This is a genomic window from Streptomyces uncialis (assembly GCF_036250755.1).
GTDB lineage: Bacteria > Actinomycetota > Actinomycetes > Streptomycetales > Streptomycetaceae > Streptomyces > Streptomyces uncialis.
Window position 1 is genome coordinate 3,220,725 of the sequence record NZ_CP109583.1, and the last position, 20,521, is coordinate 3,241,245.

Here is a 20,521-nt window from a genome sequence, read left to right on the forward strand (position 1 = left end):
TACGTTTCGATGCGCGGGTGGGCGCCCCCGAGGCGCACACCGGTGCGCCCCGGGGGCGGCGGACCGGTCTTTCCTCAGGTCACCCCGGCTGGGGTGCCTGTGTGAAGGTCCGGCCCGCCGCCCCCCGGGCGCGGGGGTACTCGGGTCAGCTGCCCTGTGCGAGGCGCTTGTTGATCTCCGCGTCCGCGTCCTTGGCCGCGTCGGCGTGCGACTTACCGTTCAGGACCGCCGTCATGTAGTCCTTGATCGGGTTCGGGACGTTCTCGACCGCGGCCCACTCGGGGATCAGCGGGGTGGTGCCACCGAACGCGGCGGCCGGGGCGGCGGCGTCGAGGCCGGCGTTGCTGCCCGCGACCTTGGGCAGGAGCGACGCCTTGTTCGGGGTGAAGCCCATCAGCTTGGAGAACTCGATCTGGTGCTCGTCGGCGAGCGCGATCTTCAGGAACTCCTTGGCGAGCTCCTGGTTCTTGCTGCGCAGCGGCACGGCGAGGTTGGAGCCGCCCAGGAAGACGCTCTCGGGCTTCTCGGCCGACTCACCCGGGATGGTGAAGTAGCCGATGTCCTTCTCGATCTTGGCGTTGGCCTTGACCGCGATGGTGGCCTCGGAAGCGTTGCCGATGAACATGGCGGTCTTGCCGTTCGCGAAGACGTCGGCCTGCTGCGGGGTGGCCTCGTCCTTGTCCTTGGGGGCCGAGGAGTAGGAGGCGTACTTCTTGTACAGCTCCATCGCCTCGCCGACCTTCGGGTCGGACAGGTTGGAGACGTACTTGTCGCCTTCCTTCTTCACCAGGTCGGCGCCCTTGCCGATGATCAGGCCATCGAGGAAGTACCAGTTCTGACCGGCCATGTACAGCGGCTCGGCCTTGGTCTTCTCCTTGATGGTGTCGAGCGCCTTGAAGAAGTCGTCACGCGTCTTGGGCGTGTCCTTCAGACCGGCCTCGGCCCAGATCTTCTTGTTGTAAAGGACGACACGGTTGGCGAAGTACCACGGCACCGCGTACTGCTTGTCGTTGTAGATCGAGGACTTGTTCAGCGCCTCGGTCCACTCGCCGCCGATCTCGGTCTTGAGGTCGCCGAGCTCCGCGAGACCCTCGGTCGCCGCGTAGGCGGGGGTCTGGGTGTTGCCGATCTCGATGACGTCCGGCGGGCTGGACTCGGAGAGAGCGGTGGTGATCTTCTGCTGGATACCGTTCCAGACCTGGGACTCCCACTTGATCTTCGAGCCGGTCTTCTTCTCGAAGTCGGCCGCCACGGCCTTCTTCCAGGGGTCCGGCGTGGAGCCGTCCATGGACCAGACGACCAGGGTCTTCCCCTTGGTGTCCGTACCCTTGGACTCCTTCTTGTCCCCGCTGTCGCTGTCGCCGCACGCAGCGACAGAGAACAACATGCCCGCGACACCAATGGCCGCAATGAGCTTCCGCTTCACGTCACCCTCCTCAGGATGCCTACCCCCCACACCCACAGCGAATGACTACAGCGCGAAACTGCTCGTGGGAACTGGGACCTGGCCTTTAATGGTGTAGACCAGTAGCTGGAGCTTGGCCTAGACCTTTAGGGGTGTCAAGGGTGTATAAGAAGGGCTGTCACGTCCGTTATCGGACCGACACCTGAGGGGGCACGGCTCACGCCGGGCACACCGTGCCACGATGTGTGAGCCGCTACAGACGGAGGAGCCGGTGGCGGCAACAGCACCAGAGCCGGGAAGGCGGACGATGGCGAGCGAGGTGAGCCGGGCGGGTACTTCCGCCACGGCGGAGACGGCCACAACAGGCCGCACCGCACGCGTACCGAAGTACTACCGGCTGAAGAAGCATCTGCTCGACATGACCGAGACGCTGACACCGGGAACACCGGTGCCACCGGAACGGACCCTGGCGGCAGAGTTCGACACCTCGCGGACCACGGTACGCCAGGCACTCCAGGAACTGGTGGTCGAGGGGCGCCTCGAACGCATCCAGGGCAAGGGGACCTTCGTCGCGAAGCCGAAGGTCTCCCAGGCGCTCCAGCTCACCTCGTACACCGAGGACATGCGCGCGCAGGGCCTGGAGCCGACCTCGCAGCTTCTCGACATCGGGTACATCACCGCAGATGACACGCTTGCGGGGCTGCTCGACATAGCGACCGGGGGGCGGGTCCTCAGAATCGAGCGGCTGCGGCTGGCGAGCGGCGAGCCGATGGCGATCGAGACCACGCACCTGTCCGCCAAGCGCTTCCCGGCGCTGCGGCGTTCCCTGGTCAAGTACACCTCTCTCTACACCGCGCTGGGCGAGGTGTACGACGTGCATCTGGCCGAGGCCGAGGAGACCATCGAGACCTCACTGGCCACCCCGCGCGAGGCCGGACTGCTCGGCACCGACGTGGGACTGCCGATGCTGATGCTCTCGCGCCATTCCCTGGACGGCGGCGGCCGGCCGGTGGAGTGGGTGCGCTCGGTCTACCGGGGCGACCGGTACAAGTTCGTGGCCCGTCTGAAGCGGCCGACGGACTGAGCGTCCCCTCCTTTCCCCGGCGGGCCCCGAAACGGGCCCGCCGGGGGAAACCACCCCACTTCGCGGGGGGAACCAGCCGTCCCGGTACGGACGCGACACCGATCCCCCTCCTGCCCCAGGAACCTCACCCAGCCACGTGGACGGGGCACCGACGAAAGTCGTAGAACGCCTCCGCAGGGCCGGACAAGGCGAGTTGTCTGGACCAATGGCATTTTTCCGGGCTCCGCTCCATGGATCATCTTCAGCCACCACGGAGCGTGACGACGGACACGCCCCGGGCGTCCGCGCCCCGCTTCGCCGCCGACGCCGCGCACGGCCCTTCGCACCGCGCCGCGCGACACCTCCGCCGCCGGATGCCCGGCCGTCCCCGACGGCCCCTCCAGACGCCTTCCACGCCCCCGGGACGCCCCGAATTCACGCCTCCCACGTCGCCGTTCCGCGCCCCGCCAAGGCCCCTCCCGGCGCCACCCGGCAACGTGCCCCGCGCCACACAGACACAACATGTGGGCCTCCCTCTCGCACGGCAACACAAGATGTATGCTCATGCTCGCCGCCACCTCAGGGGAATCCGGTGCGAATCCGGAACTGTCCCGCAACGGTGTACTTGGTGCGCTTTCGCGCACCCGTGAGTCCGATGACCTGACAGTGGCGCACCCGTTCCGACCGGTCCGGGTGGAGATGAGACGTCCGGGCTTCGAGGACTGGGCCGGTGGACGCGGCGTACCGCCTTCGGGGCGGCGCGCCCGCGTGCCCGCCCGCCCCCTCGCCAGTCCCGTGCCGAGCGAGGGAGAGCTTCACGTGACCATCGCGCCAGCCGATCCGGCATCAGTTGTCGGCCAGGCTCCTGCGACGACCGCCCAGGACCAGCAGACCCGACCGAGCGACGGCCCCGGGGCCGCGCTGCTGCGGACGCTGACCGACCTGACGGCCGACCTCCCCGACGCCGACCCCGGCCGGGTCGCCGCCGCGGCGCTGCGCGGCCGGTCCGCCCGCGCCGACGAGAGCGAGCTGCGTGAACTCGCCACCGAGGCCGCCGCCGGACTCATCTCCGAGGACCCCGCCTACTCCCGGCTCGCCGCCCGGCTGCTGACCGTCAGCATCGCCGCCGAGGCCGCCTCCCAGGGGGTGCTCGCCTTCTCCGGGTCCGTCGCCACCGGGCACCGCGAGGGCCTGATCGCGGACCGCACCGCCGCGTTCGTGACGAAGTACTCCGACCGTCTCGACGCGCTCATCGACACCACCGCCGACGACCGCTTCGGCTACTTCGGGCTGCGCACCCTGCACAGCCGCTATCTGCTGCGCCACCCGATCACCCGCAAGGTCGTCGAGACCCCGCAGCACTTCCTGCTCCGGGTCGCCTCCGGTCTCGCCGAGGACGACTCCGTACGCGCGCTCGACGAGGTCGCGGCGCTCTACCGGCTGATGAGCCGGCTCGACTACCTGCCCTCGTCGCCCACCCTGTTCAACTCGGGCACCCGCCACCCGCAGATGTCGTCCTGCTACCTCCTCGACTCCCCGCAGGACGAGCTGGACTCCATCTACGACCGCTACCACCAGGTCGCCCGGCTCTCCAAGCACGCCGGCGGCATCGGCCTGTCCTACTCCCGCATCCGTTCGCGCGGCTCGCTGATCCGGGGCACCAACGGCCACTCCAACGGCATCGTCCCGTTCCTGAAGACGCTCGACGCCTCCGTCGCGGCGGTCAACCAGGGCGGCCGGCGCAAGGGCGCCGCCGCGGTCTACCTGGAGACCTGGCACTCCGACATCGAGGAGTTCCTGGAGCTGCGGGACAACACCGGCGAGGACGCGCGGCGCACCCACAACCTGAACCTCGCGCACTGGATCCCCGACGAGTTCATGCGCCGGGTCGACCAGGACGGCACCTGGTCGCTGTTCTCCCCCTCGGACGTGCCCGAGCTGGTGGACCTGTGGGGCGACGAGTTCGACGCCGCGTACCGCCGGGCCGAGGCCGCCGGGCTGGCCCGCAAGACGATCCCCGCGCGGGACCTGTACGGGCGGATGATGCGGACCCTCGCCCAGACCGGCAACGGCTGGATGACCTTCAAGGACGCCGCGAACCGCACCGCCAACCAGACCGCCGAGCCCGGTCACACCGTCCACTCCTCGAATCTCTGCACCGAGATCCTGGAGGTCACCGACGACGGCGAGACGGCCGTGTGCAACCTCGGCTCGGTCAACCTCGGCGCGTTCGTCACCGGTGAGGGCGACGACGGCATCGACTGGGAGCGGCTGGACTCCACCGTCCGCACGGCCGTGACCTTCCTCGACCGGGTCGTGGACATCAACTTCTACCCGACCGAGCAGGCGGGCCGCTCCAACTCCCGCTGGCGGCCGGTGGGCCTGGGCGCGATGGGCCTCCAGGACGTCTTCTTCAAGCTGCGGCTGCCCTTCGACTCCCCCGAGGCGCGCGCCCTGTCCACCCGGATCGCCGAGCGGATCATGCTCGCCGCGTACGAGGCGTCCGCCTCGCTCGCCGAGCGCAACGGCCCGCTCCCCGCCTGGGACAAGACCCGTACCGCCCGCGGGGTGCTGCACCCCGACCACTACGGGGTCGAGCCGCACTGGCCCGAGCGCTGGGACGCGCTGCGTGCCCGGATCGCCGTCACGGGGCTGCGCAACTCGCTGCTGCTGGCCATCGCGCCGACCGCGACCATCGCGTCGATCGCCGGGGTCTACGAGTGCATCGAGCCGCAGGTGTCCAACCTGTTCAAGCGCGAGACGCTGAGCGGTGAGTTCCTCCAGGTCAACTCGTACCTGGTGAACGAGCTCAAGGAGCTGGGCGTCTGGGACGCGCGCACCCGTGAGGCGCTGCGTGAGTCCAGCGGTTCGGTGCAGGACTTCCGCTGGATTCCCGAGGAGGTCCGGGCGCTGTACCGCACGGCGTGGGAGATCCCGCAGCGCGGTCTGATCGACATGGCCGCCGCGCGGACCCCGTTCCTCGACCAGTCGCAGTCGCTGAACCTGTTCCTGGAGACGCCGACCATCGGCAAGCTCAGCTCGATGTACGCGTACGCCTGGAAGTCGGGCCTGAAGACCACGTACTACCTGCGGTCGCGTCCGGCGACCCGGATCGCCCGCGCGGCCGGTTCGTCCGCCGCCGCCGAGCGGCCCGCCCCCACCACCATCCCCGTGCAGCAGGCCGCGCCCGACGCGGACGCGATCGCCTGCTCCCTGGAGAACCCCGAGTCCTGCGAGGCATGCCAGTAATGACGACCACCCCCACCGAACCCGCCGCCGCGGCCCCGCGGGAGCGCAATCTGCTGGACCCGGGCTTCGAGCTGACCCTGCGCCCGATGCGCTACCCCGACTTCTACGAGCGCTACCGGGACGCGATCAAGAACACCTGGACCGTCGAGGAGGTCGACCTCCACTCGGACGTCGCGGACCTCGCGAAGCTGTCGCCCGCCGAGCAGCATCTGATCGGCCGGCTGGTGGCGTTCTTCGCGACGGGCGACTCGATCGTCGCGAACAACCTGGTCCTGACGCTGTACAAGCACATCAACTCCCCCGAGGCACGGCTGTACCTGTCGCGTCAGCTGTTCGAGGAGGCCGTGCACGTCCAGTTCTATCTGACGCTGCTGGACACGTATCTGCCCGACCCGGAGGACCGCACCGCCGCGTTCGCCGCGGTGGAGAACATCCCCTCCATCCGGGAGAAGGCCGAATTCTGCTTCAAGTGGATGGACTCGGTCGAGAAGCTCGACCAGCTGGAGACACAGGCCGACCGGCGTCGGTTCGTGCTGAACCTGATCTGCTTCGCCGCCTGTATCGAGGGCCTGTTCTTCTACGGGGCGTTCGCCTATGTGTACTGGCTGCGCTCGCGCGGTCTGCTGCACGGTCTCGCGACGGGCACCAACTGGGTGTTCCGTGACGAGACGATGCATATGAGCTTCGCCTTCGAGGTCGTCGACACGGTCCGCAAGGAGGAGCCGGAGCTGTTCGACGACAAGCTCCAGGAGCAGGTCACCGACATGCTCCGGGAGGCCGTCGAGGCGGAGCTCCAGTTCGCCCGTGACCTGTGCGGCGAGGGGCTGCCGGGGATGAACACCGAGTCGATGCGCCAGTACCTGGAGTGCGTGGCCGACCAGCGGCTGGAGCGGCTGGGCTTCGCCCCGGTGTACGGCTCGCAGAACCCGTTCGCGTTCATGGAGCTCCAGGGTGTCCAGGAGCTGACGAACTTCTTCGAGCGCCGTCCGTCCGCGTACCAGGTGGCGGTGGAGGGCAAGGTCGGCTTCGACGACGAGTTCTAGGCCCGCCGAAGCCGGCCGGCTTCACGCGGCGAGGTCCAAGGACCGGCCCGGTCGCCCCTCGGGGTGGCCGGGCCGGCCGCGTCCGGCGTCTCTCAGTTCCCGGTCGATACGGCGTTCCCGCAGGTAGCCGGGGGTGACGGGGCCCAGCAGCAGGGCGAGGACGAGGGTGACGACCGAGTAGTCCAGGAGTGTGTTCATGTCCTCCACTGTGGCCTTCGCGCCCGCCGCGCGGCAGTGGCAGAAGTGTCATGCACCCTCGACTTCCTGCCATCACGGCCGCACACTGACGGCATGCTGAACAACGTCGCGGTGGTGCTGCTGGACGGGGTGCATCCCTTCGAACTGGGCGTCGTCTGCGAGGTCTTCGGGCTGGACCGCAGCGAACAGGGCCTGCCGGTCTACGATTTCGCGGTGGTCTCGGCGGAGGGTCCCGAGCTGTCCACCCACGCGGGCTTCTCGGTGCGGCTGGAGCACGGTCTGGAGCGGCTGGAGGAGGCCGATCTGATCGCGATCCCCGCGGGTGAGGACTACGGCAGCCGGGAGTTCCCCGAGCCGCTGCTCGACGCCCTGCGCCGCGCCACCGCCCGGGGGACCCGGGTGCTCTCCGTCTGTTCGGGTGTCTTCGTGCTGGGCGCGGCCGGGCTGCTCGACGGCCGCCGCTGCGCGGGCCACTGGCGGCACGCGGACGAGCTCGCGATCCGCTTCCCCCGGGCCCGGGTGGAGCGCGACATGCTGTACGTGGACGAGCACCCGGTGATCACCTCGGCGGGGTCGGCCGCCGGTATCGACTCCTGTCTGCACATCATCCGCCAGGAGCACGGCTCGGAGGTCGCCAACGCGCTCGCCCGCCGGATGGTGGTGCCCCCGCACCGGGACGGCGGCCAGGCGCAGTACGTCGAGCGCCCGGTGCCGACGACCCGGTGCGACACGGTCGGTGAGGTGCTGGTGTGGATGGAGCGCCACCTCGACCGCGCGGTCACGGTCGAGGAGCTGGCGGACCGGGCGCATATGTCGCCCCGGACGTTCGCCAGGCGGTTCCAGCAGGAGACGGGGACTACCCCGTACCGCTGGCTGCTGCGCCAGCGGGTGCTGCTGGCGCAGCAGCTCCTGGAGGGGACGGACGAGACGGTCGACTCCGTCGCGGGCCGCACCGGTTTCGGCAACGGCGCGACCCTGCGCCACCACTTCCTGCGGGTCCTCGGCACCACCCCGAACGCGTACCGCAGGACGTTCAGGGGCCCGCGCCCCCTGGAGACGGCTCCCTGATCACGCGCCCCGCCTCCCGGGACCGCCCGGAACGGGGGGCGCGTACAGGAACGAGCATCCGGACTATGCCACCGGCACGGCCCGGAGCCTGGGCCGGCGCGGCTTGAGCGTGATCCCGATCCGCGGGGCGGTGTCGGTCTCCCGCAGCCGGGACAGGCTCCACCGGGGCACGACGGTGGCCAGCACGATCGCCATCTCGACGATGCTGAAGTGGTCCCCGGGGCATTTGCGGTTGCCGGTGCCGAACGGCATCATCGCCGGTCCGCCCCGGTCCGCCTGCGTTCCGGGCTGCCAGCGGTCGGGGTCGAACTCCAGATGCCGGGCGAACGCCCGGGGGTCCCGCTGCATCGCGTACGGGCTGTAGACGATGTCCGCACCGGCCGGAATGCGATATCCGCCCAGTACGGAATCGGCCACCGCCCGGCGGGTAAGAATCCATACGGCGGGCCGAACCCGCATCGCCTCGGTGATGACATTCCGGGTGTGCCCGAGCTTCGGCAGGTCACCGAATGTCACCGGCCGGCCACCTGTCACGGACAGTACCTCCGCGCGGAGCCGCTTTTCCTCCTCCGGGTGCTCCGCGAGCAACTGGAACGTCCACGTCAGCGTCGAGGCAACGTTTTCCGCGCCCGCCACGAGGAGGGAGACCGTCTGGTCGTGTACCTCTTGTTCGTTGAGCGTTTCACCATTGTCGTCCTTTGCCCGGAGCAATGCCGAGAGCAGGTCCCCGCGGTCCGTTCCGGACATACGGCGTTCCCTGACGATCTCGTCCACCAACCGATGCAGATCGGCCAATGCGACCTCGAATCGACGGTGCGCCGGGAGGGGCAGTTTCCAGAACGGTCCGGCGGAGAGGATCATCCGCCGGTACAGGCCCCCGAAGACGGTGTGCAGCGAGCCGCCGAGCCGGTCCACCCGCTCGTCGATCGAGTCGACGTGGAGCAGCGAGCGGGTGACGATCCGGACGGCCGTGCGGAACACCTCGTCGCCGATGTCGACGGTGGCGCCGGGGCTCCACCGGTCGGCCATCGCGGCGGCCTCCTCCGCCATGACGGGCGCGTGGGCGGCGATCCGCTCGGGCCGGAACGCGGGCTGGATCATGCGCCGCTGGCGCCGGTGCAGCGGGCCGTTGCTGGTGGCGACGCCCTTGCCGATGAGGAGTTCCATGGTGTCCCAGAGCGGTCCGCCGACCTCGTAGTCCGGGCTCTTGAGGAGCGCGGCCACGAGTTCCGGGGCGCACACGGCGTACGCCGTCCCGGGGCCGAGCCGCAGCCGCACCACGTCCCCGCTGTCGCGCAGTCCGGCGACGAAGCGGAGCGGGTCGCGCACCAGGTTCCAGGCGTGTCCCAGCAGGGGGGCGCCGCCCTTGGCGTACGGCGGCGGGGGCGCGTTCCGGCCGTCGGTCCCCGCTGTTCGGGGGGTCGGTCCACCGGTCATCGGATTCCCGCCGATCCGGGCCGTTCGCCCTGGTCGCTGATGTAGGGGGGCGTGGACCGGTCGGCCCAGCTGTCGACCTGGTAGCGACCGGACTCGTGGTGGAACCAGTACACGGAACTGAACCAGTTCCGCATATTGGAGATGTTGAGCGCCACGGCGTCCGCGAGTGGTTCGCCGCGCCATGTGCCGTCCCGGAGTTCACCGATGAGAACGGCTACTTCCTGCTCGGCGGCCAGGAATTCGGATATGCATCCGTTTACCCTTCGGCGTACTTCCGTGACCGCGTCCTCCAGGGTCATTCCCTCATGTTTGATGAGGCTGATCCCGAGGTTGTGGTATTCATCGCCCGCGAGTTCCTTGGGCAATGAGCAGAGGTCGTTGTACCAGGCGGCGAAATCCTGGCAGGCGAGCCCGGCCTTGCGGTAGGCGGGATTCTCCAGTACCGACCGGGGTATTTCATGGTGGGCGGCGGGCTCCAGGAGATCGAGCCAGATCCAGTGGGCGAAGGTGAGGCGGCGCAGTTCCAGGTACTCGGTGACCGCCGGAATGCGGCCCGTGGTCCGGTTGCGGTACTCGTTGTCGTACGCCTCGATCACTTCGTGGAAGTGTGCGGCGAAGCGGGCGTTCCAGCTCTCGCCCAGGAACGAGTAAAGCCGGATCATGCTGTCCGCGAAGGCCGCTACCAGGGCGTCCTCGTGTTGCAGATGGCGCCACGGGGCGTCGAGCGCCGCGTGGAGGCAGTCCCGCAGCCGTGCCCACGCCGCGTCCCTGCGGTGCACGACGTCACGGTCGTGGCGGTCGTCCCAGACGAAGAACCACGCGCTGTAGTCGGCAATTGCCTGGAGCACTTCCACCGGGGCGCCGAGGTAGTACCCGGCCATCAGATCGGTGTAGCACAGCCCGTCGGCGTACCGTTCGACCTTGTCGGCCGGCATCAGCCCCATTTTCAGGAGCCATGCACGTGTCGTCTCCTGGAGTGTCGGCCAATAGGGATGGAGTTGCCGAGGAAACTCCTTCTCGATCACCGGAAGTGCGAGTGCCGGCGGAACTGCTGTCTGTGTCGCTGCGGTGCTGTAGGAGAAAGCAGGCACGAGTGTCCCCTCTCAGTCGGCCCTGCTGTTGCCGCGGTACGGCGCACATACCCGCTCCGGACCACGCCGTCGCGCATCCCCGCGCACATTCCATTCAGCACCACAAGTGCCCGATGAGGGAACAGATTTGCTCCATTCACTACCCCGAGCTGCCGAGAACATCCCCTTACGTGACTGATTTCGGATCACACATGGCGGAAGGCGCGACCGGCGCACGCCGGCGCACAAGAGGGGCGCCCGGCGGGAAATCATCCCGGCCGGGCGCCATAGCTCTGGGGCGGAAGGGAACACCCTCCGTCACGGGCACACCGTGCGCACCCACCCACCTCAGGGGTCACCGCCCCCTCCCCGGCCCGTCCCGATCACCCGCAGGGGGTCGCGGTCGGTCCGACGTGCCGGGGTTTATCACCCCCCGTCCGGGGGAGAACATCCCTCGGACGGTCAGTCGTTGGCCACCACGGGGTAGCGCGGAGTGCCCTCTTCCATCTGGCGCAGAGCATCCTTGCGGTCCCGCTTGGACAGACGGTCGATATAGAGACGACCGTAGAGATGATCCGTCTCATGCTGTAGACAGCGCGCGAAGTAACCGCGGCCGCGTACTTTGATGGGGTTGCCCTTCTCGTCCTGACCTGTCACGACGGCGAAATCCGGACGCGCCAGCTCCGCATAGGCGGTGGGCACCGACAGGCAGCCCTCGTTGGAGTCGTCCAGGCTGCGCTGGTCGGCCGGGAGATCCTGGAGCACCGGGTTGCACACCACACCCACGTGCCGGTCGCCGGAGTCGTCCACGCAGTCGTACACGAAGACCTTCCGGCCCACCCCGATCTGGTTCGCGGCCAGGCCCACGCCCTCGGCGGTGCGCTGGCTGGCGAACATGTCGTCCACGAGCCCGGCCAGCTCGTCGTCGAAGGTGGTGATGTCCTCGCACTCCGTGTGCAGCACCGGGTTGCCCACGACGGTGATCGGACGGGACGTGCCGCGCGCGCGGTACGCCTCCTCACGCGCCTCGCAGTCCTCCGTGTCGATGACGAAACCCTCGTCGTCCACGGGGAGCACCCCACTGTGCTGCTGATCGGTGTCCTGCTGCGCCATGTCCGACGTACGCCTTCCTCAACCGTGTCGTGCCCCGGACCGTTCCTCCCGGGGGGAGCCCCCGGTCCGCGATGCGCGGGTGCCGGGCGACTGCCGCCACACAGCCTACGGCGCCCCGGAGCACCGCCGAGCGGGATACGGCCGGATACACCGGGAGGAGGCGGGGCACGGCCGGACACGGGTACCGGCCCGGACCGGACACCGGCCGCAGGCCCGTCCGGGAGGCGTCAGCAGACCTCTTCGAGGTCGCGCCAGTCCCGGGTGTCGGGGCTGTCCGACACCCATCCGTCGAGCAGCCCGCGCACCAGGGACGCGGGCGCGGCGATCCCGCACTCCCGCTCCGGCACCCACTGGTGGCCGTCGGTGACATGGCCGAGCGGACCGGGCTGGCCCGGCTCGCTGTGGTCGTGCGGGTCGAGGTGCTCGCCGTCGCCCTCGTCGCTGGGCATCCGGCTCTCCGAGCACATCCGGCACAGCAGCCGCACCGACGACGACCAGTCCTCGGCGGCGAAGCCCGCGTCGGCCGCGAGACGCTCCAGGGCGTCGCGGTCCTCCTCGTCGTCCGCCTCCAGCAGCACCACCCAGGTCGGCACCGGGGAGGGCGCCCACAGCTCGATCTCGTCGAAGACCGGGTACACGTGTCCGGCGGCGGTGGTCCGCTCGCCGTGCGGGACACCGTCGTGCAGGACGACCTCGCCCCAGCGGCGGCCCGAGGACGGCAGCGGGATGGACAGCACCTCGATACGGGCGGGGTCCAGCCGCCGCCCCCACACCACCTCGGCCTCGCCCTCCGGCGACAGCCGTACCGCCGCGCTGCCCAGCTCCATCCCGACCGGCTCGCCCGCGGCCCCGCCGGACCCGGGCCGGCCTGGCACCTTCAGCCCGTACGCCTGCCAGGCGCGACGGGCCAGCGGCCAGTCCTGGAGGGCGGTCGCCGCGATCCCGACGTTCCACCAGTCGGGGGCGCCCGTCTCGCGGTCCAGCAGCGCCACGGCCCGCAGCCCGGCGGCGCGGGCCTGCTCCCAGTCGTGCCGGAACTTGTGCAGCAGCGCGAGATTGAACCAGGACTCCGACAGCCAGGGCTCCAGGTCGGCGGCGCGGGTCAGCAGCGCCCCCGCGTCCTCGTAGCGGCCGTCGCCGATCAGTGTGAACGCCCGGTCGGTGGCCTGCCGCCAGGACGCGGAGGGCCGGTGCCGTCCCTTGCCGAAGATCCTCACGATTCCCGCCTGCCGTCCTCACCGGGGGGCGCGGGTTCCTGCCCCGCCCCGACACAGCCAGGGTTCACGCCCCCGGACACCCTTCTCGTAGCGTCTTTCCTTCGCATCCAACCATGGACGGTCGGACGGCCGCTCATTACCCATGGGTTACCCAGGGACGGGCGACGTATGGCCCCCCGGGGCCCCGGGTCTGGCGGGCTCATGTCACGGCCCCGGCACCCGCGGCGCCCCCGGGCGGCCGGGCCGTGTCCCACGGCAGCAGCGCCCCGCTCCCCCGCTGGGCCAGCGCCCTGGCCAGCGCCTCCACCACTTCCGGCTGATGGTCGTGCCCGGTCGCCAGCCGCAGCCGCTCCAGCGCGGCCAGCGGGCCACCGGGGCCCTGCGCCCGGACCAGCTCGTCGTACGCGTTCGCCGTCCGTACGATCCGGGCGGCCAGCGGCTGCTCGCACCGGGGGTCCGCCTGCCGTTCCACGATGAGCGCCACCTCGGGGTCCACCCCGGTCTGGCGCACCACGGCACCGCCGAGCCGGGCGATCCGCCGCTGCGCCTCGGCGGGGAGGGACGCGGTGGCCCCGGCCGGTACCGGGTCGACCAGGGACAGCTGCCCGATGTCGTGCATCAGCGCCGCGTGCTCCAGGACGGTGAGCGCGGACCGCGACAGTCCCAGCTCCCGGCCGACGGCCCGGCTGAGCGCGGCGACCGCCCGTGCGTGGCCGTGCGGGGTGTACCCGGCGATCTCCGTGGACCGGGCCAGGGACGCGATGGTCTGCCGGTAGGTCTGGCGGACCGCCGCGTACCGGCGCAGCGAGAGCTGGGTGAGCAGCAGCGGCAGCGAGAACACCGGCAGGGCCCACAGTCCGGCGACGGCGACGGTGAGCGCCATGACCGCGCCGGTCGCGCAGACCGCCGAGCCGATCCCGATCATCGCGCGCAGCTCGTCGCGCAGCAGCGGTGCGAACGGCCAGCCGGTACGGGCCCGGGCCAGGGCCGCGGCGAGGACCGCGTCGCACAGCGCGGTGACCGCCAGGACCCCGGTCATCCACAGCGCGTAGACGGGTCCGGGGTGGACCAGGTCCGCGAGGGCGCCGGTGTTGTACAGGGGCTGGAAGCAGACCGCGGCGAACGCGACGCTCAGGGTGCGGCGGGCGAGCTGTTCGGGCGCGGGGCCGCGGCCGGCCGCGAGGTGCGGAAGTCCGCCGAGGAGTCCGGCGGCCACGGTCACGGTGACCACCTGGGCGACGCCGTGATGGGTGGCGCCGCCCCCGTTCTCCCCGAGCAGGGCGTAAGCGAGGGCCCCGGCCGCGGCCAGCGGGGCGGTGTCCCGTTCGCCCTCGGAGGTACCGCCGGTCCGGGCGAGCTCACCGACCGCGATGAGCAGCCCGAAGGCGAGCGCGGTGCCCCGCTCGTGCACACCCGCCCAGACGGTCACTCCGATCGCCCAGACGGTCAGCGACCCGGCGGAGCCGAGCACCAGCACGACGGTGAGCCTGCCCAGCAGCGACCCCCGCGCGCGGGCGGCCGGGGCGGGGCGGGGGTCCCGGGCGTTGCCGGAGGGCGGGCCGGGCGGGGGCGGGGCCTGGGGTGGCCCGCCGGGGAGGTCCCCGTGGGCCGGTGGTGGCACGCCGGGGAGATCCCCTGGTCCGGTCCGGCGGCCGGGCCCGGTCCCGGGGCGGCCGTGCCGCGGACCGTCCGGCCCGGGGCCTTCCCGGCGGCCCGGCCCGGCACCTCCGGGGGCCTGCCGGGGGTCACGACGGGCTCCCGGCGGGCGAGCCGGTGGCGCGGGGGGCGGGCAGATCGGGGCCGTCGGCGGTGACCGACGGATGCCAGCCGTGCCGGTCGAGGGCCCGGACCAGCGCACCGACCATCCGGGGGTCGAAGTGCGCGCCCGCGCAGCGTTCCAGCTCGGCCACCGCCTTCGGCACCGAACGGGCCCTGCTGTACGAGCGGGTCGAGGTCATCGCGTCGAACGCGTCCGCGACGGCGACCACCCGGGCGCACTCGGGGATACGGTCCCCGGCCAGCCCGTACGGGTAGCCGCTGCCGTCGACGCGTTCATGGTGGTGGAGGATCGCCGCGCGGGCCTCCCCGAGGAAGCCGATGCCCCGGGTGATCTCGTGCCCGTACTCCGGGTGCAGCTCGATCACCCGCCGTTCCTGCGGGGTGAGGGGACCGTCCTTGCGCAGCAGCCGGGTGGGCACCCCCAGCTTGCCGACGTCGTGCAGGATGCCCGCGAACCGCAGGGTCTCCACCCGGCTGTCGTCCATCCCCAGCTCCTGGGCGATCATCACCGACGCCTGCCCGACGCGTTCGCTGTGGCCCCGGGTGTATCCGTCCTTGAGGTCGACGGCCTGGACCAGGGCCCGGATGGTCGACTGATGGGCGGCCCGCTCACGGTGGTACTGGGCGAACAGCCAGCAGGAGATGTACATCGGCAGCAGCACGAGCAGCGCGGCCCCGGGACCGTACGGGCTGCGCCACAGCACCGTCATCATCAGCCCGACCAGACCGTGCACACTGACGGGCGCCAGCACCGGCCAGAACCGGCCGCGCCAGGCCCGGCGGGCCGGTACCCGCTCGGCGAGGACGAGGATTCCGCCGTCGAGGACCGTGAGCACGGCGCAGAACACCACCACCGCGGCGGCGGCGGGCGCCAGCGCGTACGGGAAGTCGGGTCCGGCGGGGCCGCCGACCGCGCCGGGACCGCCGAGCGCCTGATGGGCGAGGGCCGCCGCCCAGCAGGCGAGGGCGAGCTGGGCCGCGTGCCAGATCCGGCGGGGACCGGCGGGCCGCCGCTCCACCCGCGCCAGCAGCGCGCCGGGCACACCGACGAGCGCGGCGGCGGCCGGTGGCAGCAGAAACGCTCCGGCGAGCAGGACCGGGAAGAACATGCCCATGCCCCGGGGGGCGTGGCGGCCCATGAAACGGCAGCGCGGCAGCTGCTCGCACCCCGCGTACAGGGCGGCGAGCAGGGCGACGGCGAGCCACGGCACCGAAGGGGCGTCCGGGGAGCCGGCCGCCCGGGGAACGGCGGCGGCCAGCGCGGGCGCCGCGCAGAGCAGCGCCGCCAGCGCGGCGCCGAGGATGTACGCACGGGCCAAGGCGGGTACCGACCGCATCCACCGCTCCTCCCCCGGGCCCGGCCGCCCGAAAGGGGCCGGGCGCGCCCGTCACAGGCTCCGGAGAATAGGGGTCGCCGGGTGGCGTTCGGGCGGCATCAGCGGATTCGCCCGGCCTCCCCCACGGGGATTAGCACATTCGGGTGATTTTCCCGTCGCACCCATTCCCCACGGCGCGGCGGCTTGACCCCAGGCGTGCCGCTCCCCCTCGGCGGGGGTGGAGCGGCAGCGGGAGGAAGGCGCGGCTCAGGCGCCTTCGGCGGAGGCGGTGACGTCCTTCTCCGCGGACTTCGTGTACGGGCCGGGCAGCGGGTCGGTCACGCTGTCCCCGGACTCACCGGAACGGATCAGATCGATCCGGCCCATGACCTTGGCCCGCAGATCGGTGGGTACGTCGTCATGACCGCAGCACCGTTTCACCAGCTTCTTCACGGCCTGTTCGAGACCGTACTTCTCCAGGCACGGGGAGCACTCCTCGAAGTGCGTCTCGAACTTCGTGCAGTCGCCCTCGGGCATCTCACGGTCGAGGTACTCGTAGAGGTGGTCGAGTACTTCGGTGCAGTCCGTCTCGTGCGGCTCTCCGCAGCTCATGAGCCCGAGCCTTTCGCTTCGTTCGCCTCTCCGGCGCCGGCCGGGACGAGACCGCGATCACGCGCGTAGTCCTCCAGCATGCCGCGGAGTTGGCGGCGGCCCCGGTGCAGCCGGGACATCACCGTGCCGATGGGTGTACCCATGATGTCCGCGATCTCCTTGTACGCAAAGCCTTCGACGTCCGCGAGGTAGACCGCGATGCGGAACTCCTCGGGGATCGCCTGGAGGGCTTCCTTCACATCCGAGTCCGGCAGATGGTCCAGCGCCTGCGACTCGGCGGAGCGCAGCCCGGTGGACATATGGGACTCGGCACGCGCGAGCTGCCAGTCCTCGATCTCCTCGGCGGCGCTGCGCTGCGGCTCGCGCTGCTTCTTGCGGTACGAGTTGATGAAGGTGTTCGTCAGGATGCGGTACAGCCACGCCTTGAGGTTGGTGCCCTCACGGAACTGGTGGAACGACGCGTACGCCTTGGCGTACGTCTCCTGCACCAGATCCTCGGCGTCGGCCGGGTTGCGCGTCATGCGCAGGGCCGCGGAGTACATCTGGTCGAGAAATTCGAGGGCGTCCCGCTCGAAACGGGCGTTGCGCTCGGCGGTCGACTCCTCGGGCCGTTCCGCCTGGCCGTGCTCGGTCCCCGCGTCGGTCCCAGTGACCGGACCCACCTCCTCAGGCGCTGTCGTGGAACCGGGACCGGTCCCACCCGCTTCGGAGAATAGTCGACCACGGGTCGACGGGGCGGTCGGGCCGTACGGGGCCGGGGTCGCGGGAAGGGCGGGTGCCGACAGGTCCGGACCGCCGGGCGCCCGGGTGGGGGCACCGATCGCCGAGGGCAGGACGGACCAGTTCAGACCCGTGGTGCCACTGCGGCTCGGGCAGGTGATCGAACCCATGCGGTGTTCTCCCTCTCGATCGGTCGGACCGGGCGGGCACCGGCTTCGGCGGTCCTACTGGACGGAGCCGTGTGCACGCCTTCTGTTCGCCACAACAGCACCCGGGGGCCCGGCATTCCCCGCCGGTGGGCGGGTCGGCCGGGCGGTCAGCGGAGCCGCGCGGTCCACTCCACGACGGCGTCCGTGAGGGTGAGCAAGGTCTCGTCCTGGGTGACCGGCGCGCGCTTGGGCACGGCGAAGGAGTGGTCGGCGGACGGGACCGGTACGAGTTCGTGGGCGCCGTCGGGGAACTCCTCCGGGTGCCCGAAGGGGTCGTTCCCGCCCTGGACGACCAGGGTCGGGACCCGGGCGCCGAGGAGTTCCCCGGCCCGTGAGCGGTCCGGGCGGCCGGGCGGGTGCAGCGGGAAGGCCAGCGCGAGGACGGCGTGGGCGCCGAGGTCGTGGGCGGTGCGGCACGCGACCCGGGCGCCGGCGCTGCGGCCTCCCGCGATGACCGGGAGGCCGGGGGTGGTGAGGGCGGGCCACAGGTCCCGCCAGCCCGCATCGAGGGTCTTCGGGGCGGGGGCCAGCTTCTTCCCGGCGACACGCCAGGGCTGCTCCACGAGGGCTACCGTCACGCCGTTCGGGGGGAGGGTGGCGGCCAGCGCCTGGAGGTCGCGGGCGCCGATGCCGCCGCCCGCGCCGTGGCTCACCGCGAGGGTGAGGGCGGGGTGGGGGGCGTGGTACCACGTGATCCGGGCGTCCCCCGGTCCGGTGGGGACGGTCTCCGGGGCCCCGGGGCCGGGGGCGCCTGTTCTTGCGTTGCTGTCGTTGGAGGTCACGGGGGCATCCTGCCCCTTGGGTACGCGGGGCTGGGCGTACTTCGTTCCTGTGCCGTCGCTCGGTGGTTCGCGCAGTTCCCCGCGGGTCGCCTTCGCTTGCGCTTCCCAGGTCTGTCCGGGTGGGCGCGCTTGTTCCTGTGCCGTCGCTCGTCGTTTCTGCGCAGTTCCCCGCGCCCCTTTGGGGCGCGTTCTGTTTGTTCTTCGGGTCGGTGCCGGTCGGGATTCTCCGTCCTCGCTCCAACGCGCTCGGTCGGACATCCCCCTTGCCCTGCTGAAGAGCATCGGAGTCTGCGGGCAGAGATTCCCGCCCACCCCCTCCCGCAGCAGCGCGCCCGCACGAGGAGGATGGTTCAGCCCCGGCCCCGCAGACTGACGACAGCCCCAGATGGGCGCCCCCAAAGGGGCGCGGGGAACTGCGCAAAAGACGAGGGCCGACCCGCACCCGGCGAACGACCTCAAGGGGCAGCATCCAGGGGCGCGGGGAACTGCGCACCCACGAAGTACCTGCACGGGGACAAGTACGCCCAGGTGTGGAACCCCAGGGGCGCGAGGAACCGCGCACCCTCCGAACGACGGCACCGGAAACAAGTGCGCCCAGCCGGACAGACCTCGGAAGCGCCGGAGGTCATACCCGGAGGAGCCACCTCGTGGTTCCTATGAGGGAGCACAGCGACACCGCGTGGAAGAGGAAGAACCACAGGCCCGCCGGGACATTGGTGAGCCGTGAGAGCTGATCCGCGTCGGAGTCACCCGCCCCGCCGCGCCGCCGCTTCGCCTGGAGCTCGAACGCGGGCCGTACCCCGCCCAGCACCAGGAACCACACCACGGCGTACGCGAACGCGGCCTGCACCTGGGGGCCCGCCAGCCAGGAGACGAGCAGGAACGTCCCCCCGGACAGGATCACGGTGAGCACCCCGTACGCGTTGCGGATCATGACGAGCATCACCAGCAGCAGCCCGGTGGCCAGCCACAGCAGCAGCGTGATGTACCCCGCCCCGAGCAGCGCGGCCCCGCCGAGACCCAGCAGCGGGGGCGCGGTGTACCCGGCGGCGGCGGTGAGGATCATGCCGATGCCGGTGGGCTTGCCGCGGCTGACGGTGAGTCCGGAGGTGTCGGAGTGCAGCCGGATGCCGTCCAGCCTGCGCCCGGTGGCGAGGGCGACGAGACCGTGCCCGCCCTCGTGGGCGATGGTGATCGCGTTGCGGGACAGCCGCCACAGCGGATGCGGCACGACCACGAGCAGCGCGGCGACGGCGGTGGCGACCACCACCCAGAGGTCCGGGTCGGGCTGCGTGGAGAAGACGCGGTCCCACAGGTCGGTCAGGCCGTCGATGGCGAGAGTGTTCATTTTCCGGGCGGCTCCCTCAACGGTGCGGGGGTCTGGCAGTGTGACATGTATGTGTGGACGTTATGCGTCGAGCCGTCGGCCGGAGGACCTCGCGGGGATCTTCGGGATCACCGCGTGGGAGCCGACGGAGACCCTGGCCCCGGACTGGAACGTCGCGCCGACCAAGGAGGTCTTCGCCGTACTGGACCGTCCTGTGAAGGACGCCGAGGACCCCCGTCCGGTTCGCCAGTTGCGCACCCTCAGGTGGGGACTCGTCCCGTCGTGGGCGAAGACCCCCGAGGGCGCGGCCCGGATGATCAACGCGCGCGCCGAGACGGTGCACGAGAAGCCCTCGTTCCGCCGTCCCTTCACGGCGCGCCGCTGTCTGCTGCCCGCCGACGGCTACTACGAGTGGGTGACCGCGGCGGCGGAGCGGGAGCTGGAGGTCGAGGGGCGTAAGAAGCGGCCGCGCAAGCAGCCGTACTTCGTGACCCCGGCCGACGGTTCGGTGTTCGCGATGGCCGGGCTGTACGAGTTCTGGCGGGACCGTACGCTGCCCGACGAGCATCCGCTGGCGTGGTGGGTGACGTGCACGGTCATCACCACGGAGGCGGAGACCACGCCGCTCGCGGGCGCGGACGGGGACGGGGACGGGCCGGGCACCCTCGCGGAGATCCATCCGCGGATGCCGCTGATGCTCACGCCGGACCGCTGGGACGCGTGGCTCGACCCGGCGCGTACCGACCCCGGCGAGGTGCGTGCGCTGCTGGAGCCGCCGCCGACCGGGCTGCTGCGGGCGTATCCCGTGGGCACGGCGGTCAGCAACGTCCGCAACAACGGCCCCGAGCTGCTCACGGAACTGGACGGTCCGGAGGAGGCCACCCTGTTCTGACCGGTGCCAGGGCCTTGAAAG

At 71.1% G+C, this 20,521-nt stretch carries 17 protein-coding genes and 1 riboswitch; of the genes, 5 read left to right on the plus strand and 12 right to left on the minus strand.

Going from position 1 to position 20,521, the window contains the following annotated elements:
• Positions 1-145 precede the first annotated feature (145 nt).
• Positions 146-1,426 (minus strand): extracellular solute-binding protein, encoded by a 1,281-nt coding sequence (locus OG711_RS13085; RefSeq protein WP_073784796.1) that lies wholly within the window; start codon positions 1,424-1,426, stop codon positions 146-148.
• A 286-nt stretch (positions 1,427-1,712) separates the two neighbouring features.
• Here OG711_RS13085 and OG711_RS13090 point away from each other — a divergent pair, with 286 nt between their 5' ends.
• The 3 genes from OG711_RS13090 to OG711_RS13100 all read left to right on the plus strand — a co-directional run bounded on the left by OG711_RS13090 (position 1,713) and on the right by OG711_RS13100 (position 6,760).
• A complete protein-coding gene (locus OG711_RS13090; RefSeq protein WP_073784794.1) occupies positions 1,713-2,489 on the plus strand; it encodes a GntR family transcriptional regulator in 777 nt (258 codons plus the stop codon).
• 562 nt (positions 2,490-3,051) lie between these two features.
• A riboswitch (cobalamin riboswitch) is annotated at positions 3,052-3,129 on the plus strand.
• A gap of 158 nt (positions 3,130-3,287) precedes the next feature.
• Positions 3,288-5,717, plus strand: a complete 2,430-nt coding sequence (locus OG711_RS13095) for a ribonucleoside-diphosphate reductase subunit alpha (RefSeq protein WP_073784792.1) — start codon at positions 3,288-3,290, stop codon at positions 5,715-5,717.
• A complete protein-coding gene (locus OG711_RS13100) occupies positions 5,708-6,760 on the plus strand; it encodes a ribonucleotide-diphosphate reductase subunit beta (RefSeq protein WP_073784790.1) in 1,053 nt (350 codons plus the stop codon). The genes OG711_RS13095 and OG711_RS13100 overlap by 10 nt, the downstream gene beginning before the upstream one ends.
• A gap of 21 nt (positions 6,761-6,781) precedes the next feature.
• Here the strand turns inward: OG711_RS13100 and OG711_RS13105 are convergent, their stop codons facing one another.
• Entirely contained in the window at positions 6,782-6,958 is a 177-nt protein-coding gene (locus OG711_RS13105) for a hypothetical protein (protein ID WP_178390948.1), read from the minus strand.
• Positions 6,959-7,051: 93 nt separating this feature from the next.
• On the opposite strand from OG711_RS13105, the gene OG711_RS13110 reads away from it, so the two are divergent.
• Positions 7,052-8,026 carry a helix-turn-helix domain-containing protein gene (locus OG711_RS13110; protein WP_073784788.1) on the plus strand — a complete coding sequence of 325 codons (975 nt, stop codon included), beginning with the start codon at positions 7,052-7,054 and terminating at the stop codon, positions 8,024-8,026.
• A 63-nt stretch (positions 8,027-8,089) separates the two neighbouring features.
• Here OG711_RS13110 and OG711_RS13115 read toward each other — a convergent pair whose 3' ends face one another.
• The 10 genes from OG711_RS13115 to OG711_RS13160 all read right to left on the minus strand — a co-directional run bounded on the left by OG711_RS13115 (position 8,090) and on the right by OG711_RS13160 (position 19,629).
• The gene (locus OG711_RS13115; RefSeq protein WP_329559319.1) at positions 8,090-9,463 is read right to left on the minus strand and encodes a bifunctional albaflavenone monooxygenase/terpene synthase; all 1,374 of its coding nucleotides are present in this window, start codon (positions 9,461-9,463) and stop codon (positions 8,090-8,092) included.
• Positions 9,460-10,554 (minus strand): epi-isozizaene synthase, encoded by a 1,095-nt coding sequence (gene cyc1, locus OG711_RS13120; protein ID WP_329559320.1) that lies wholly within the window; start codon positions 10,552-10,554, stop codon positions 9,460-9,462. The genes OG711_RS13115 and cyc1 overlap by 4 nt, the downstream gene beginning before the upstream one ends.
• Positions 10,555-10,995: 441 nt before the next feature.
• Positions 10,996-11,646, minus strand: a complete 651-nt coding sequence (gene def / locus OG711_RS13125) for a peptide deformylase (protein ID WP_073784782.1) — start codon at positions 11,644-11,646, stop codon at positions 10,996-10,998.
• 227 nt (positions 11,647-11,873) lie between these two features.
• Positions 11,874-12,863 (minus strand): tetratricopeptide repeat protein, encoded by a 990-nt coding sequence (locus OG711_RS13130; protein WP_073784780.1) that lies wholly within the window; start codon positions 12,861-12,863, stop codon positions 11,874-11,876.
• Between the two features lie 199 nt (positions 12,864-13,062).
• The gene (locus OG711_RS13135; protein ID WP_405674850.1) at positions 13,063-14,337 is read right to left on the minus strand and encodes an HD-GYP domain-containing protein; all 1,275 of its coding nucleotides are present in this window, start codon (positions 14,335-14,337) and stop codon (positions 13,063-13,065) included.
• A gap of 271 nt (positions 14,338-14,608) precedes the next feature.
• On the minus strand, positions 14,609-15,979 hold the full coding sequence (locus OG711_RS13140; RefSeq protein ID WP_329559321.1) for an HD-GYP domain-containing protein: 1,371 nt from the start codon (positions 15,977-15,979) through the stop codon (positions 14,609-14,611).
• A 246-nt stretch (positions 15,980-16,225) separates the two neighbouring features.
• A complete protein-coding gene (gene rsrA, locus OG711_RS13145; protein ID WP_073784775.1) occupies positions 16,226-16,570 on the minus strand; it encodes a mycothiol system anti-sigma-R factor in 345 nt (114 codons plus the stop codon).
• Complete coding sequence (gene sigR, locus OG711_RS13150; protein ID WP_178390947.1) at positions 16,567-17,232, minus strand: RNA polymerase sigma factor SigR; 666 nt, start codon at positions 17,230-17,232, stop codon at positions 16,567-16,569. Before sigR ends, rsrA begins: the two co-directional genes overlap by 4 nt.
• Positions 17,233-17,606: 374 nt before the next feature.
• Entirely contained in the window at positions 17,607-18,281 is a 675-nt protein-coding gene (locus OG711_RS13155; RefSeq protein WP_329559322.1) for an alpha/beta hydrolase family protein, read from the minus strand.
• A 625-nt stretch (positions 18,282-18,906) separates the two neighbouring features.
• Positions 18,907-19,629 carry a M50 family metallopeptidase gene (locus tag OG711_RS13160; protein WP_073784770.1) on the minus strand — a complete coding sequence of 241 codons (723 nt, stop codon included), beginning with the start codon at positions 19,627-19,629 and terminating at the stop codon, positions 18,907-18,909.
• Between the two features lie 49 nt (positions 19,630-19,678).
• On the opposite strand from OG711_RS13160, the gene OG711_RS13165 reads away from it, so the two are divergent.
• Positions 19,679-20,500, plus strand: coding sequence for an SOS response-associated peptidase (locus OG711_RS13165; RefSeq protein WP_329559323.1), 822 nt, complete (start codon positions 19,679-19,681; stop codon positions 20,498-20,500).
• The last annotated feature ends 21 nt before the right edge of the window (positions 20,501-20,521 follow it).